Consider the following 15,084-nt stretch of genomic DNA (forward strand, 5'->3'; position numbering starts at 1 on the left):
GTCGAGTCGGTCTCGTCGTCTGTCATTTCGATCCGGTCGTCTGCGATGTCAGTGTTGCGCCTGGGCGTGTCCTGCCCACAGGAGATGAGTGAGGTAGGAGCGCCATGGGCTGCAGGCGGCGACGACGTCCGCCCAATCGCCTGCCGGAGCCGATTCGGTGAGCTCGGCCACGGACTTCTTCACTCCGAGGTCGGAGCCGAGGAAGACATCGGGATCTCCGAGTGCGCGCATCCGGATGTACCCGTTGCTCCACGGTCCGATCCCCGGCAGGGCGAGCAGATCCCGGCTCGCCGCTTCCCGATCGCTGCCGGCGCCGAGGTCGAGGCGCCCCTCGGCCAGGGCTGTCGCGAGGGCGTGGATCGTGCGGATGCGCGAGGCCGGAAGCGCCCAGTCGTCGGCGGGGACCGCGGCAATCGCCTCGGCTGTGGGGAAGAGTCGATCGACACAGTCGGTCCGCAGCTCCTCGGGAAGGGGCTCCCCCGCCCCTGCGACGAGCCGCTGAAGATGAGTGCGTGCCGCGGCCAAAGAGATCTGCTGGCCGAGGACCGTGCGCACGGCCAGTTCGACGGAATCGCAGTGTCCGGGCGAACGCATCCCCGGATGCCGGTCGATGAGAGTTCCGAGTCCTGCCGCGCGCAGAGTCTGGGCGACCGCCACGGGATCCGCATCGAGATCGAGGATCCGCCTGGCCCTGGCCACGGCACTGCCGAGATCACGGGTGTCCGCCAGTCGCAGTCGACACTCGACGAAGTCTCCGGCTGCCTGTCTCAGCGTGATGACCGCCGGGCCGTGTGCCAGGCGCATGGATCGGGAGTAGGCGCCGTCGGCAACGGTCTCGATTCCCGGCACGGCACGCACGGAGTGGTAGGCCAGGAGGTACTCGAAGTCGAAGGGCGGACGGTAGGCGAGGCGGAGGACCAGCTGGTCGGCGACGGCACGGTCAGATCCTGTGGTGCGCAGCTCTCGCGGGCTGATCGAATACATGTCTCGGAAGGTGTCGTTGAACTGACGGATGCTGGCGAATCCCGCGGCGAAGGCGATCTCGCTCATCGGCAGCGCCGTGGCTTCGATGAGGGTCCTGGCCGTGCGCACCCGTTCGGTCCGGGCCAGCGCCAGCGGTCCGGCGCCGAGCTCCTCGTGCATGAGGCGAGACAGCTGTCGGGAACTGTAGCCGAGTTCCGCGGCCAGGGCCTCGACTCCCCCGCAGTCGATGATGCCTTCGCGGATGAGGCGCACGGCCCGGGCGACGACATCACCGCGGGTGTCCCATTCGGGGGAATTCGGGCTGGCATCGGGTCGACACCGTTTGCAGGCGCGAAAGCCCGCTTCGGCGGCGGCCGCGGCGCTGATGAAGAAGTCGACATTCTCCCGTCTCGGGGTTCTGGCCGGGCACGACGGTCGGCAGAAGATCCCGGTGGTGTGCACCGCAGTGAAGAACATGCCGTCGAAGCGTCTGTCACGGGAGGTGACCGCCTGATAGCACTGATCGGTGGTGAGCATGCTCCCATTCTGGTCGCCGCAGGTGACAAATACTAGCGGATTTCAGACATGGCAGTGTCGGGGATGAGCCTCGGGAGCACGCGGACGAGCAGGAGGAGGATCAGCAGTTCGATGAGCGTCTGCGTGACCACAGTCGCCGGTCCGATGCCGTCGCCGGTGGCCGCTCGCACGATCGGGAGCATGACGAGAGAATTTCTCGTCACGGCCGACAGCACGACCGAACGTGCCTGTCGGGCCCCGAAGCCCAACGCGCGAGTCACCGCCCACGCGAGGGCACCGATGACGAGTGCGAAGACCGCGAAGACGATGGCGACGGTGGTCAGCTGAGCGATCGCGCTGACGATCAGCGGCGTCGATGAGGCGGTGATGACCAGAAGCGTCAGAGTCATCACCGGGGTCATCAGCGACGAGGAGGCCTTCACGAGCCGTTTCACGCGCAGTGCGCGTCGCGAGATCGAACGGACGATGATCGCTGCGGTGAGAGGGACGAGGATGAACAGAAACAGCGCCGAGACCAGTGCGCCCACCGGCAGGTCGGCGCTCAGATCACCGCCGGTGATGGCCCACAGGCTCACGGGCAGGAGGAGGAGCTGAGCGACCGTGAGCACCGGGGTGAGCACGAGGAGATGCTCGTACGCACCGCCGGCGGCGCGAGTGAAGACGATGACGTAGTCGATGCACGGACACAGCAGGACGACGACCGCGGCCAGCAGCATGGGCTCGTCGATGTCGAAGACAGCGACGAGACCGGCCACGAGGACCGGGACGACGAGGAAGTTGAGGACCGCCACGGTTGCCAGGAACCGGACATCCTCGAAGGCTTTCGCCGCCCTTTCGAACGGAAGTTCGAGGAAGGTGAGGAAGAGAAGCACGATGAGACACGGTGTCACCGCCCAACCGGCGGCGTGCCCGAGAGCGGGAAGTCCCGCCCCGAGCAGAACACCGAGGGCGAGTCCGCCCACCCACCAGACGGCCTGGGCCGATGTCGACAAACCGATCTCGGCTCTCAGCCGTTCTCCGGCCAGTAGTGGGAATCGGGAACGGAACGCCTGCCGAAGATCGCCTGGCCGACTCGCACACAGTTCGCGCCCTCTTCGATGGCGACCTCGAAGTCGCCGGACATCCCCATCGACAGACGCCCCGGCCCGATGAGCTCGGGGTCGGTGTCCCGCGCGCGGTCACGCAGCTCGCGCAGCATCTGGAAACAGGGGCGGACGCGTTCGACGTCTGAGGAGAATATCGCCAAGGTCATCAGTCCCTGCACCTTGAGAGTGTCGAATTCGCGCAGCTGCCTGAGAAACCCGCTCAGCTGCTCCGGGGGCATCCCGAACTTCGAATCCTCTGCAGAGGTGTTGACCTGGACGTAGACGTCGAGGCTGCGGCCCTCGCTCTGCAGCCGACGATCGAGGGCACGAGCGACCTTGAGGCGGTCAAGGGCCTGGAATTCGGCGGCGAACTGGGCGACGAACTTCGCTTTGTTCGACTGCAGGTGCCCGATGACCGCCCAGTCGATGTCGAGATCGGCCATCTCCTCGGACTTCCGGTGGGCTTCCTGAACCTTGTTCTCACCGAGCTTGTGGCAGCCGGCCGCTGCAGCGGCCCGGATGCGCTCCTGCGGCACGGTCTTGCTCACCGGCAGCAGTTCGATCTCGGATCGATCCCGGCCCGCCCGCTTCGCTGCCGCAGCGATCCGCTGCTCGACCTCGGCGATATTGGTCCGGAAGTCCTCGACGCTCACGGCCGTCGAATACTGTTCGTCATGACTGAGTCCGCTGTTGTCTCCCATGTCCTCATGATAGGCAGGCGGCGCAGAAGCCACCGGCGAACGGCGCATGCTGATACTCCTGCGTCCACGATTCCGGTGGACAGACGGTGCACGCACGGAGGATCTCGGCCACAATGGGTCACGAGGGAGACTCTTGAGGAATGAGAAAGCCGCCGAATGACATCGACACCCACGCCGAAACGCCAGCTGGCCAATGTCGGCCCCATCGAACAGCTGCGCGGGGGCCGGCTGTGGCGACGCATCCCCCAGCTGCTCATCGGCCTCTACCTGTTCGGGGCCTCCATGGCGATGATGGTCAATGCGGGTCTGGGCATGATGCCGTGGGACGTTCTCAACGCCGGCATCCTCCGACATGTGCCGGTGACCTTCGGCACCGTCGTCACCCTGCTCTCCTTCGTCGTGCTCCTCATCTGGATCCCGCTGCGACAGCAGCCGGGCATCGGCACGGTCCTCAATGCACTGCTCATCGGGCCCGCGCTCGACCTGACCCGACTGTTCCTGCCCGAACCCGATCACCTCGGGTGGCAGATTCCGCTCATGCTCGCGGGTGTCGCCCTCAACGGGCTCGCCTCGGCGATGTACATCGGCTCCCAGTTCGGCCCCGGTCCGCGTGATGGACTGATGACCGGACTCGCCCGAGTCACCGGACGGTCGATCCGGCTCGTGCGCACCCTCATCGAAGTCACTGTCGTCGCGATCGGCTGGCCGCTGGGCGGAGTCGTCGGCATCGGCACCGTTCTCTACGCGGTGGGGATCGGCCCGATCACCCAGGCGCTGCTGCCGACCTTCACCGTCGAACTCCGCCCCCGACAGAGGCGCTGAAGCCCAGAAGAGGCGCTGACTCCTGAAGAGACGCTGATCCCGGCCTGCGCCGGAGGGGACTGGAACCGCCCGCCTCGGTTCACTCCATGGTGTCGAGGATGTCGACAAGGTCCTCGAATGTGGTGAGCGGGTTGACGATCGCGAACCGGGCGTTCGGACGCCCCGCATGGGAGCTGGGCACGACGAACGCCCGCTGGTCCTCGAGCAGTCGATCCGACCACGCATCGTAGTCCCCACGCTGCCACCCATCGCGTTCGAAGACGACGACGGAGAGTTCGGGTTCGCGCACCAGACGCAGGTTCTCCCGCCGTCGGATCTCCGTGGCGATCTGCCGCGCCAGATCGATCGAGTGCCCGATCGCCTCCCTGTAGGCCTCGACCCCGTAGCTGGCCACGGAATACCACAGCGGCAGTCCGCGAGGTCGTCTGGTCAGTTGGATGGCGAAATCCGACGGGCTCCACTCCTGGGCGTCGGTGAGCGTGTCGAGGTACTCCGCCTTCTGCGTGTGCGCTCGCCTGCCGGAGTTCGGGTCCCGGTAGATCAGCGCGCAGGCATCGAAGGGAGCGAAGAGCCATTTGTGGGGATCGACGATGAGCGAATCGGCCTCCTCGACGCCGGCGAACTTGTGCCGTGCCTGCGGCGAGAGCATCGCGGCCAGTCCGTAGGCGCCGTCGATGTGCAGCCAGAAGTCGAACTCCTCCTTGAGCGCCGCGATGCCGGCGATGTCATCGATGGTGCCGAAATTCGTCGTCCCCGAGGTGGCCACCACCGCGATCACGGCATCGCCGTGCTCCTGCAGCGCCTCCTTCACCCCTGCTGGCCGGAGGATCCCGTCCTCACCGGTGGGTACGGGGGCGACGTCGACGTCCATGACCTCGGCAGCCGAGGCGATCGACGAGTGGGCTTCGGCACTGCACACGATGACCCAGCGTCCGGGGCGCTTGTCACCCAGCTTCTCCTTCTGCGCATTGCGTGCGGCCACGAGGGCCGAGAGGTTGCCGATGGTCCCTCCCTGGACGAACACTCCCCCGGCGGTCTCGGGCAGACCGAACTCCCCGGCCAGCCAGCGCAGCACTTCGTTCTCCGCATGGACGACACCGGCACCTTCGAGCCACGATCCGCCGTAGAGGGCGCTGGCGGAGACGACGAGGTCGAACGCAACGGCCGCTTTCGTCGGGGCGCTGGGGATGAAGGACAGGTACTTCGGATGGTCGGTCGAGATGCAGGCGGGAGCGAAGATGTGCTCGAAGATCGCCAGCGCCCGCGCGGACCCGAGCCCCTCCTCGGTGACGGTGGGACCGGCCAGACGACGCAGCTCGGCCTCCGAGGTCGGGTGGTCGAGCGGAGTGTCCTCGGCCAAGGTGCGACGGCGGGAGTATTCCAGGACGAGATTCACGAGGTTGCGGGTTTCGTCGGAGACAACGTGCATGCGGGAATGAAGACTGTCGGTCATGGGTGGCTCCTCGTCGGGCTTGTTGATGGCGGGGGTCTCCCACCGTCTATGAGACTAACGTCATGCGCGGGATTTTGGGTGGAACCACGGGCTGATCGCAAGTTTTGATTTTCAATCATTTTTACTTGCGATCACTGTCGGATCTGAGGTAGGTTCGCCCCATGAGTGGTGATCAGCCTCCCGAGGTGACAGCGGCTCGGGCGAGGGAAGCCATCGGCTGGAGCGGCCTGTCTCAACGACGCGTCGCCGAGGCCATCGGCATCGACGAGACGAAACTGTCCAAGGCCCTGGCGGGGCGCCGCCGATTCACCGCCGAGGAGCTCCTCGGCCTGGCCACCGCCACGGGCGTGACCGTGCGGTGGATCCTCGGCGACGAATCCCAGGTCTCGGCCCTGCCGCCGAATTCGTCGACCGACGCAGCCGCCGCACCCGAAGAAGCGACCCCGAGGCGCACCATCGCCGAGGCGGCGTGGACTCTGTTCGGCCGTCATGGCTTCGATGCCGTGCGCATCGCCGACATCGCCGAGGCGACCGGGGTCTCGACTCCGAGCATCCACTACTACTTCGCGAACAAGGCAGAGCTCTTCGACGCCGCTCTCGACTATTCGGTCAAGCTCGCCTTCGACCGGCAGATCGCCTGGCTCGCCGACATCGACGACCCCTCTCTGCGGCTCGAACGGCTCCTTGCGCTGCAATCGCCGCTGGGCCGCACCGAACGCGGAGAGTGGTCGATCTGGCTGCAGACCTGGGCGCGTCTGGCCCTCGAAGACGCAGCACTGGAGGACTATCCCCTCAGCTACGAACGCTGGTCGCGAACCGTGCAGACCACGCTCGAAGACGGTCAGCGCACCGGGTGCTTCCGACCCGGCGATGCCCGTGCCATGGCCGATGAGCTCACTTCGCTGCTCGACGGGCTCGGCATCAAAGTCCTCACCGGGGTGATGGATGCCGAGACCTTCACCCTGCGCCTGCGGTCCTACCTCGACCGTTCCATCATGCACACCAACGACACCACCGATCACGACAGAAGCACCGATTCGAAGAAGGAGTCACCATGAATCGCAAGGTCATCCTCACCTGTGCCGTCACCGGAGCCGGAGACACCACGGGCAAGAGCGAACACGTTCCCGTCACCCCCGAAGAGATCGCGAACGACGCGATCGCCGCCGCCCGAGCCGGCGCCTCGATCGTCCACATCCACGTCCGCGACCTCGAGACGAAGCAGAGTTCCCGTGAGGTCGCGTACTACCGTGAGGTCGTCCGCCGCATCCGCGCCTCCGACGTCGACCCGGTCATCAACCTCACTGCGGGGATGGGCGGCGACCTCGTCGTCGACCCGCAGGACCCGCTGACCACGATGCCGGGCACGGACCTCATCAACGCCCTCGACCGTCTCCCCCACGTCGAGGAGCTGCTGCCCGAGATCTGCACGATCGACTGCGGAACTCTCAACTTCGGCGAGGGTTCGAACATCTACGTCTCGACTCCGGACATGCTCCGTGAGGGGTCGAAGCGGATCCAGACCCTCGGCGTGCGTCCCGAGCTTGAGATCTTCGACACCGGCAACCTGTGGTTCGCCAATGTGCTCGTCGAAGAGGGCCTCATCGACGCCCCACCGCTCTACCAGCTGTGCATGGGCATCCCCTACGGCGCCCCCGCGGACCCCGGTCTGCTCGCTGCGATGGTGAATATGCTGCCCAAGGGCGCACAGTTCACGTCCTTCGCCATCGGCGCAAACCAGCTGCCGTGGGTCGCCCAGTCCGTGCTCGCCGGCGGTCACGCCCGCGTCGGGCTCGAAGACAACCTCTACCTGTCCAAGGGCGTCAAAGCCACGAACGCCGACCTCACCTCCCGCGCCGTCGAGATCATCAGCAGCCTCGGCGCGGCCGTGGCCACACCGGACGAAGCCCGCGAGATCCTCAACCTGCGCGTCCAGACCCCGACCATCACCGGAGGCGATCTGTGAACGAGTCCACCACGCCTGCCTTCCCCGACTTCGCGTCGATCGACACCGTCACCTGCGTCGGAGCCGGAACCATCGGCGGCGGTTGGGCCGCCTACTTCCTTGCCCAGGGATTCCGAGTGAAGATCTGGGACCCCGCCCCCGACGCCGCAGAGAAGTTCACCCGCCTCCTCGACGCCGCCTGGCCGGCTCTGACCGAACTCGATATGGCCCCCGACGCCGACCGTGATGCCTGGTCGGTTCACACCGACCTCGCCGAGGCGGTCGCGGGCACCGGATTCGTCCAGGAGTCTGCGCCGGAGGACCTGTCCCTCAAACGGGGTCTGCTGTCCCGAATCGACGCCGTGTGTGCCCCGGAGATCGTCATCGGATCGTCGACCTCGGGATACAGCATGACCGAAATGGCCACCGAGGCGGTCCACCCCGAACGTCTCGTCGTCGGACATCCGTTCAATCCGCCCTACCTCATCCCACTCGTCGAGGTCGTCGGCGGCGAGCAGAGTTCGCCGGCGGCCGTCGACTGGGCGGGCGACTTCTACACTCGCATCGGCAAGTCCGTGATCCGGATGGACCGCGAGGTGCCGGGCTTCATCGCCAACCGCCTCCAGGAGGCCCAGTGGCGGGAGGCACTGCACATGGTCGAGCAGGGAGAGGCTACGGTCGAGCAGATCGACCGCTCGATCACCGACGGACCGGGACTGCGCTGGCCCTTCCAGGGGCCGATGCTCACCTTCCATCTGGCCGGAGGTGAGGGTGGAATGGCGCATATGCTCGATCACTTCGGGCCCTCGCTGAAGTCGCCGTGGACGCGGCTGACCGCCCCGGAGCTCAGCCAGGCTCTGCGCGACGATGTTGTGGCCGGCTGCGAAGTCGAGGCCGGCCCGCGCACCATCGCCGATCTCGTCGCACACCGCGATGCCGGGATCATCGCTCTGCGCCGGCTCACCGCCCAACTGTCGACGGCCGGAACCGAGACCGTCGGCACTGAGCCCACTGCAGAGACCGGGTCGGCCACCGCAGCGGAGACGGCTGAGGCGAACGGTTCGGCAACCGAATCGAGCGCTCGAAGCGCCGAGCCCTCCCCCTGCCTCGCGCGCTACACCACGGAAGTGGCACCGGAGTGGATCGACTACAACGGGCATATGTCTGAGGCGTTCTATGTCCTCGTCTTCGGCTTCGCCACCGATCAGGTGATGGATGAGCTCGGGCTCGACGCGGACTACCGAAACACGGCGAACGCCTCGCTGTACACCGTCGAATCCCATATCCGATACCTCGCCGAGGTGGCTCTCGGCGCCCAGCTGACCGTGACACCCCAGCTGGTCAGTGCCGGTGAGAAAAAGCTGCACCTGGCTTATGAGATGCACGTGGACCAGCGTCTGGTGGCCACCGAGGAGATCGTCGCCCTTCACGTCGACCAACAGGCAGGAGGTGCTGTGGCCTTCCCGGACACGATCCTCGATCGCATCGCCGAGGTGAAACAGTCCCAACCGGACTGGTCTGGGCGCCACATCGGCTGAGGCCGCCCCGGGGACCGGGGACAGCAGGTGCACAGTCATCAGGATTCGAGAAGTCGCGGCGTCTCGACGGAGTTATCCTGGTGCTCACACCGGTCCCGCACTCACGGGGCCAGGCCCGCAGAGGAGACACCATGTCCACCACGACAGCGACCAGCGAGATCACATTCACAGCCGTCGCCGAGCTGCTCAACGAGCGCCCGATCCTGCGTCTGCCCGCCGATGCCAGTGGGCAGCTTCCCTCACGCGGTCAGGTCGCGGTGCAGGGATCGCTCAACGGAGTCGAATTCTCCACCGTCGTCGAGCCCGATGGTCTGCGCGGTCATTGGATCGGCCTCGACGAGGAACTGTGGAACCGGCTCGGTCTCTCCCCCGGTGACGAGGTCGCCGCGACACTGACTCCGCAGAGCCGGTGGCCCGAGGTCGTCGTCCCTGCTGATATACAATCGGCGCTCGCCGATGCTCCTGCGCTGGCCGAGGTCTGGCAGGATCTCACGCCGATGGCCCGTTGGGAGTGGGTGCGCTGGGTGAAGTCCACGAAGAACGCAGCCACTCGGGCCCGCCGCGTCGAAGTCACTCTCTCGAAGCTCGAGTCGGGCCTGCGCCGACCCTGCTGCTTCGACAGGTCATCATGCACAGACCCGGAGGTGTCGAAGAGCGGAAAGCTGCTCGGGCAGACCTGAACCGGTCTCCGGCCTCATTCGGGTGCGGGGTCGCGGAGCACCGACTGCTTCGGGCGGACGGTGAACGTGAGCAGGGCGCCGACGACTGAGACGACAGCTGCTGAGGCGAACAGCAGCCAGAAGCCCCCGACGAGGGCCACGAGTCCTGCCCCCAGCAGGGGTCCGACCAGCTGTCCGAGGTTCGCTGCGCTGTTGACGAGGCTGAGGTCGCGGGCATGGTCCTCGGGGTCGAGCAGCAGATCGGTGGCGAATGCGAGGCTCACGGCCATGTACGCGCCGTAGCCGGTCCCCATGAAGGCGGCCGCGACCGCGGTCACCGGGTAGCTCGGACTGATGAGGATGATGACGCCCGATGAAGCCTGGATCAGGGCGGTCGTCACCGTCCACAGCCGTCGGTTCCCGCTGCGGTCGGAGATCATCCCGACGATGATCGAGGCGATGACGACGAAGACCGTGTAGATGACGATGAGCACCAGCAGCTTGTCCTCGGCCGTCGCCGCCGGCACCCCGATGCCGTAGAGCAGGAAGAACAGCAGCAGCGATGTGCCGAAGGCATTGCCCACATTGACGATGAAGCGGCTGACGAGCAGTCGCGTGAAGTTCGGGTCGAGGAGCGAGGACACCCGCGCCCTCGTCAGCGATGTCCGCTCATGCAGCGCCTGCACTGCCGGGTGCAGCGGCGGCGGATCGGGCAGCAGCAGTGCCGTGCCCACCCCGATCACGGCGATGAGGCCGGCGAGCACGACATAGGCTGTGCCGAGACCGAGGCCGAGCAGGACGACGGCGCCAACGCCGACGACGATGCCGATGGCCTGGGCCGAGCTGGCCGCCGCCGAGGCTGCACCCCGTTGAGCGTCGAGCTGATCGGCGATGAGTGCCGTCAGCGCCGCAGAAGCAGTCGAAATGCCCACAGAGGTGATCACCCAGGCGCCGCCGACGTTGACCGGGCCCTCGGCGACGCCGGTGAGGACGAGGCCGAGAGTGGCACACAGCGAACCGCCGATCGCCCACGGTCGCCGGCGACCGAGACGAGAACGCGTGCGGTCGGAGAACCGACCGGCGATCGGGGCGATGACGATTCCGGCCAGCCCGCCGGCGGAGAGGACGAGTCCGGACCAGACGACGCCGTCGATCCAGTGATCGCTCTGAGTATCGAGCTGCATCGGCAGGAGCAGTTGGACCGGGGTGAGCTGCGCAGTCCAGATCGCCAGCCACGCCAGCGTGAACCATGCCATCCACCCGGGTCCGACCCGTTTCGCGGTCCCATCACCGGAGGCGGGACTCGACTCGATCCCGAAGCTCATGATCGAGCGGCAGCGATGAGTTCGCGATACCAGTCGTAGGAGGCTTTCGGGCTGCGTCGGCCGGTGTGCATGTCGACATGGACGAGGCCGAAGCGCTGGGTCCACCCGTCGGCCCATTCGAAATTGTCGAGCAGCGACCAGACGGTGTATTGGTCGATCCGGACTCCCGCGGCTCGTGCCTCGGCGACGGCGCCGAGGTGGTCACGCAGATAGGCGATGCGCTCTCGATCCTCGATCTGCCCGGCAACGGAGTCCGGTTCTGGGAAGGAGGCACCGTTCTCGGCGATGACGATCGGCGGCAGCGCCTGACCGTACCGGTTGCGCAGATCGATGAGGAAGTCGCGCATGGTGTCGGGCCGGATCGGCCACTGCGGGCCGAACCCCGTGGTCGGGGCCCCGGGCGTGGGCACCATGTCGAAGGGCAGCGGACCTGCGGAGGCGGCGCGGACGGTGATCGGATTGTAGTAGTTGAATCCGTAGATCTCGTTGTGCGCCGAGATCACATCCATATCCCCGTCCCGGATGGGCATGTCGACGCCGAAGGCGCTGAGATCGGGATACGCGCCCAGCAGCAGCGGTTCGGCGAAGAGCCGGTTCATGATGACATCGAGGATCCCGGCTGCCTCGAGGTCGGCATCGGCGTCAGTCTCCGGGAGGATGAGGCTGTGGTTGATGGTCGGCGCGGCCTGCACTGCACCGCGTTCGCGCAGGATCGCTGCGGCGAGTCCGTGGGCGAGCAGCTGATGGTGGACTGTCGGCAAAGCGTCGAAGAGCATCGTATGCCCGGGAGCGAGTTCGCCGAGGGCATAGCCCTGCAGAGAGGTCGAGGCGGGTTCATTGATCGTGTACCAATGTCGGACCCGATCATCGAGACGATCGGCGACGGCGGTGACGTACTCACCGAACCGGTCGGCCGTATCCCGGTTGAGCCACCCGCCGGCGGCTTCGAGGGGTGAGGGAAGATCCCAGTGGTAGAGGGTCGGCTCCGGGGTGATCCCGGCATCGAGCAGTTCGTCGACGAGTTGATCGTAGTAGTCGAGTCCGGGTCGGTTGACCGCGGTGTGGGGCCCGCCGTCGGGGATGATGCGAGGCCAGGAGATCGAGAATCTGTATCGGTCGACGCCGAGTCCGGAAAGCAGTCCGACGTCCTCTGAACTGCGGTGATAGCTGTCGGGTCCCGGTTCTGCGCTGCTGCCGTCGATCACCGCGCCGGGGTTATCGACGAAGTCATCCCAGATCGATCGTCCGCGACCGTCTTCGCATCTGGCGCCTTCGATCTGGAAGGCGGCAGTGGCCGCCGAGAACCGCAGACCGTGCACAGCCGCACCAGCGACATCCATGTCTTCCATAACCAGAATATGTCACGGACGCATCACTGCCGCAATGCCTTCACCAGGGTGAGCACCGGTCGGCGCCGCCGATATGCGCTGAGGCGCAGTGCTCAGGAGCCGGCTGCAATGCCTTTCGACATCCAGACCAACGGGATCTGCAGCGGCAGGCGCGCGAGTGCGATCGCGCGGGCTTTCGGCTCGTCCCGATGTTTGACCACGGTGTAGATGTTGGCGGGGAACACACCGACCATGAGCGCTGCGGACGCGGCACCGCCGAGGCGCCGCGTAGACGGAACGGCCAGGAGCCCGGCACATCCGAGTTCGGCGACACCGCTGGCATAGGTCCAGAATCGCGGATTGCCCAGCTGAGGCGGAACGATGGAGTCGAAAGGCTTCGGCCGCGCGAAATGGATGATTCCCGCCGTGCCGAGCAGCCCTGCCATGATCGCTGTCTGGATCTTCACTGATGGGCCACCTCTGCGGCTGGTGTCGGGACGACGAGTGGAGCTAAGGGGATTCGAACCCCTGACCTCTTCATTGCGAACGAAGCGCTCTACCAACTGAGCTATAGCCCCTTGCGCTCTTCAGCTTACGCCTCCTGCCCGCCGCAGATCAAAACGACGACGGCCTCGTTCGAACACCGCCTCACCTGGGCACGGATCCCTGGAGACTGCTCGGTGAGACGAGTACAGTCGTGAGCAGGTCCCCTCTATGAAAGGACGTGTTATGGCAGAGGAATTCGGAACCGTCGTCATCGGCGCAGGCATCGGCGGAGGAACCGTCGTCGAGTCGCTGCGAGACTCCGGATACGCAGGGTCCATCGCTCTGGTAGGAGCCGATCCCGCCGCTCCCTACTACCGTCCTGACCTGTCGAAGAAGGTCATGCTCGAAGACTCGGATCCAGCCGAGTCTGCGCTGCGCGGCGACGACTGGTACGCAGCACATGATGTGTCGACATTCTTCGGCTCCCCCGTCGCCGCACTCGACCCCACCGAACAGACGGTGACTCTGGACTCCGGTGAAGAACTGAAGTACGGGCAGGCGATCCTCGCCACGGGATCGACACCGCGCACACTCGACGTTCCGGGGTCCCAGCTCGGCAATATCCACACACTCCGCGACACCGGCGATGCCGTGGCCATCCGCTCCCAGTTCGGCGAGGGCAAGAGAGTCGCCGTCATCGGCGGAGGGTGGATCGGCCTCGAGGTCGCGGCCGCGGCGAAGACCCGGGGCTGCGACGTCACCGTCATCCTCCACACCGACGCTCCCCCGCTGTCTTCGGTTCTCGGCCATGAGATCGGTGAGCACTTCGAACAGCTGCACCGGAAGAACGGAGTGAAGTTCATCAAGGAGGCAGAGACGACCGCCTTCACCGGTTCCGATTCCGTCGAAGTCGTCGAGACGAGCGCGGGCAGCGTCCCTGCCGACCTCGTTGTCGTCGGCATCGGTGCGGATCCGACCACCGGTCCGGCCGCCTCAGCGGGGTTGACGGTCGATGACGGGGTGATCGTCGATGAACACATGCGCACCTCCGACGGCAGCATCCTGGCCATCGGCGACATCGCGAATGCGCACAATGTGCTCCGCGAAGAGCGACTGCGGAACGAGCACTGGGACAACGCGGTGCGGCAGGCCGAGGTCGCGGCCTCGACGATCACCGGCGGGTCCAAGGCCTATGATTGGCAGCCGTATTTCTACACCGACCAGTTCGACCTCGGCATGGAATACGTGGGTCGGGGCGGCGCCGATGACGAAGTCGTCATCCGCGGTGACCGGGCCGGCGGAGAATTCATCGTGTTCTGGCTCCGCGACGGCCGCGTCTCGGCGGCGATGAATGTCAACATCTGGGACTTCGGTGATGAGCTGCGGGCTCTCATCGGCAAGGAGGTCTCAGCCGAACGCCTGGCCGATGAGCAGGTGCCGGTCGGCGAGCTGTGAACCGTCCCTGCCGAAGGAACGCGCCCTGGAGCTGCCTCTGGCATCCTGGTAGGCATGGAATCGCTCTTCGCTGATGAGGCCTTCGACCGCCGGCCCGAGATCGTCGCCCCCGGAGCGGTCTGGCTGCCGGGTTTCCTCGGTCCCGAGGCGCAGTCATGGATCATCGCCCGCTACGCCGAGTGGCAGGCCGGTCCGGTCCCGCCGCATGCCACGGCGATCGCCGGTCACCCGATGAGTGTGCAGACGATCGGACTGGGCTGGCACTGGCGGCCGGGACGCTACGATCGCCGGGCCGACGATGTCAACAGAGAATTCGTGCTGCCGTTTCCCGACTGGATGAAGCGGCTGGGCCGTCAGGTGCTGCAGGGGGCGACGGAGGTCGTCGACGACAGCGCGGGATTCGGGCCGGATGCGGCCGGGGTCTGGGGGTTCGATCCCGAGGATTACCACCCGGATGTGGCGCTTGTGAACTACTACGATGCACACGCGAAGATGGGCATGCACCAGGACAAGGACGAATTCGATCCCGCCCCGGTCGTTTCTCTGTCCCTCGGCGACACCTGCCTGTTCAGGTTCGGCAACTCGGAGACCCGCAACCGCCCGTTCACAGACCTCCGCTTAGCGTCCGGCGATGCGTTCGTCTTCGGCGGGCCGGCCCGCTTCGCCTTCCATGGGGTGCAGTCGATCCGTGCGGCAACCGCACCGGACCACGGACGGTTGGACCACCTCGGCGGGGGCAGGATCAACATCACCATGCGCACGACCGGTCGAGACTGACGACGACCGG

14 protein-coding genes and 1 tRNA gene are annotated in these 15,084 nt (G+C 66.2%); 7 read left to right on the plus strand and 8 right to left on the minus strand.

The genetic code is table 11. From position 1 onward, the window contains the following. Positions 1-48: 48 nt before the first annotated feature. The 3 genes from ACSE4D_RS00150 to ACSE4D_RS00160 are packed head-to-tail and all read right to left on the minus strand — an operon-like array spanning position 49 to position 3,286. Positions 49-1,500, minus strand: coding sequence for an AlkA N-terminal domain-containing protein (locus ACSE4D_RS00150; protein ID WP_135538501.1), 1,452 nt, complete (start codon positions 1,498-1,500; stop codon positions 49-51). Between the two features lie 32 nt (positions 1,501-1,532). Further along, on the minus strand, positions 1,533-2,492 hold the full coding sequence (locus tag ACSE4D_RS00155) for an arsenic resistance protein (RefSeq protein WP_436326378.1): 960 nt from the start codon (positions 2,490-2,492) through the stop codon (positions 1,533-1,535). 14 nt (positions 2,493-2,506) lie between these two features. Beyond that, complete coding sequence (locus ACSE4D_RS00160) at positions 2,507-3,286, minus strand: YggS family pyridoxal phosphate-dependent enzyme (RefSeq protein WP_436326379.1); 780 nt, start codon at positions 3,284-3,286, stop codon at positions 2,507-2,509. Between the two features lie 156 nt (positions 3,287-3,442). Here ACSE4D_RS00160 and ACSE4D_RS00165 point away from each other — a divergent pair, with 156 nt between their 5' ends. Continuing rightward, positions 3,443-4,108: a YczE/YyaS/YitT family protein gene (locus ACSE4D_RS00165; RefSeq protein ID WP_436326380.1), complete on the plus strand. Its 666-nt coding sequence runs from the start codon at positions 3,443-3,445 to the stop codon at positions 4,106-4,108. Between the two features lie 79 nt (positions 4,109-4,187). Here ACSE4D_RS00165 and ACSE4D_RS00170 read toward each other — a convergent pair whose 3' ends face one another. Next, positions 4,188-5,561: a pyridoxal phosphate-dependent decarboxylase family protein gene (locus tag ACSE4D_RS00170; protein WP_135538509.1), complete on the minus strand. Its 1,374-nt coding sequence runs from the start codon at positions 5,559-5,561 to the stop codon at positions 4,188-4,190. 161 nt (positions 5,562-5,722) lie between these two features. On the opposite strand from ACSE4D_RS00170, the gene ACSE4D_RS00175 reads away from it, so the two are divergent. The 4 genes from ACSE4D_RS00175 to ACSE4D_RS00190 all read left to right on the plus strand — a co-directional run bounded on the left by ACSE4D_RS00175 (position 5,723) and on the right by ACSE4D_RS00190 (position 9,724). Next, complete coding sequence (locus ACSE4D_RS00175; protein WP_436326381.1) at positions 5,723-6,619, plus strand: TetR family transcriptional regulator; 897 nt, start codon at positions 5,723-5,725, stop codon at positions 6,617-6,619. Beyond that, a complete protein-coding gene (locus ACSE4D_RS00180) occupies positions 6,616-7,527 on the plus strand; it encodes a 3-keto-5-aminohexanoate cleavage protein (RefSeq protein ID WP_436326382.1) in 912 nt (303 codons plus the stop codon). The genes ACSE4D_RS00175 and ACSE4D_RS00180 overlap by 4 nt, the downstream gene beginning before the upstream one ends. After that, positions 7,524-9,044, plus strand: coding sequence for a 3-hydroxyacyl-CoA dehydrogenase NAD-binding domain-containing protein (locus tag ACSE4D_RS00185; protein WP_436326383.1), 1,521 nt, complete (start codon positions 7,524-7,526; stop codon positions 9,042-9,044). Before ACSE4D_RS00180 ends, ACSE4D_RS00185 begins: the two co-directional genes overlap by 4 nt. 131 nt (positions 9,045-9,175) lie before the next feature. After that, entirely contained in the window at positions 9,176-9,724 is a 549-nt protein-coding gene (locus ACSE4D_RS00190) for a YdeI/OmpD-associated family protein (protein WP_436326384.1), read from the plus strand. A gap of 14 nt (positions 9,725-9,738) precedes the next feature. Here ACSE4D_RS00190 and ACSE4D_RS00195 read toward each other — a convergent pair whose 3' ends face one another. The 4 genes from ACSE4D_RS00195 to ACSE4D_RS00210 form a co-directional block, all read right to left on the minus strand. Continuing rightward, the gene (locus ACSE4D_RS00195; protein ID WP_436326385.1) at positions 9,739-11,028 is read right to left on the minus strand and encodes an MFS transporter; all 1,290 of its coding nucleotides are present in this window, start codon (positions 11,026-11,028) and stop codon (positions 9,739-9,741) included. Then, a complete protein-coding gene (locus tag ACSE4D_RS00200; protein ID WP_436326386.1) occupies positions 11,025-12,377 on the minus strand; it encodes a glycoside hydrolase family 1 protein in 1,353 nt (450 codons plus the stop codon). Before ACSE4D_RS00200 ends, ACSE4D_RS00195 begins: the two co-directional genes overlap by 4 nt. Positions 12,378-12,469: 92 nt before the next feature. Next, positions 12,470-12,823 carry a DoxX family protein gene (locus tag ACSE4D_RS00205; RefSeq protein ID WP_436326387.1) on the minus strand — a complete coding sequence of 118 codons (354 nt, stop codon included), beginning with the start codon at positions 12,821-12,823 and terminating at the stop codon, positions 12,470-12,472. A 38-nt stretch (positions 12,824-12,861) separates the two neighbouring features. After that, positions 12,862-12,934: transfer RNA gene (locus ACSE4D_RS00210), tRNA-Ala, on the minus strand. Between the two features lie 151 nt (positions 12,935-13,085). On the opposite strand from ACSE4D_RS00210, the gene ACSE4D_RS00215 reads away from it, so the two are divergent. Both ACSE4D_RS00215 and ACSE4D_RS00220 read left to right on the plus strand, forming a co-directional pair. Then, a complete protein-coding gene (locus ACSE4D_RS00215) occupies positions 13,086-14,297 on the plus strand; it encodes an NAD(P)/FAD-dependent oxidoreductase (protein WP_436326388.1) in 1,212 nt (403 codons plus the stop codon). A gap of 54 nt (positions 14,298-14,351) precedes the next feature. Beyond that, positions 14,352-15,074: an alpha-ketoglutarate-dependent dioxygenase AlkB family protein gene (locus ACSE4D_RS00220; RefSeq protein WP_436326389.1), complete on the plus strand. Its 723-nt coding sequence runs from the start codon at positions 14,352-14,354 to the stop codon at positions 15,072-15,074. The last annotated feature ends 10 nt before the right edge of the window (positions 15,075-15,084 follow it).

Source organism: Brevibacterium sp. FAM 27836, assembly GCF_051351055.1.
Classification (GTDB): Bacteria; Actinomycetota; Actinomycetes; order Actinomycetales; family Brevibacteriaceae; genus Brevibacterium.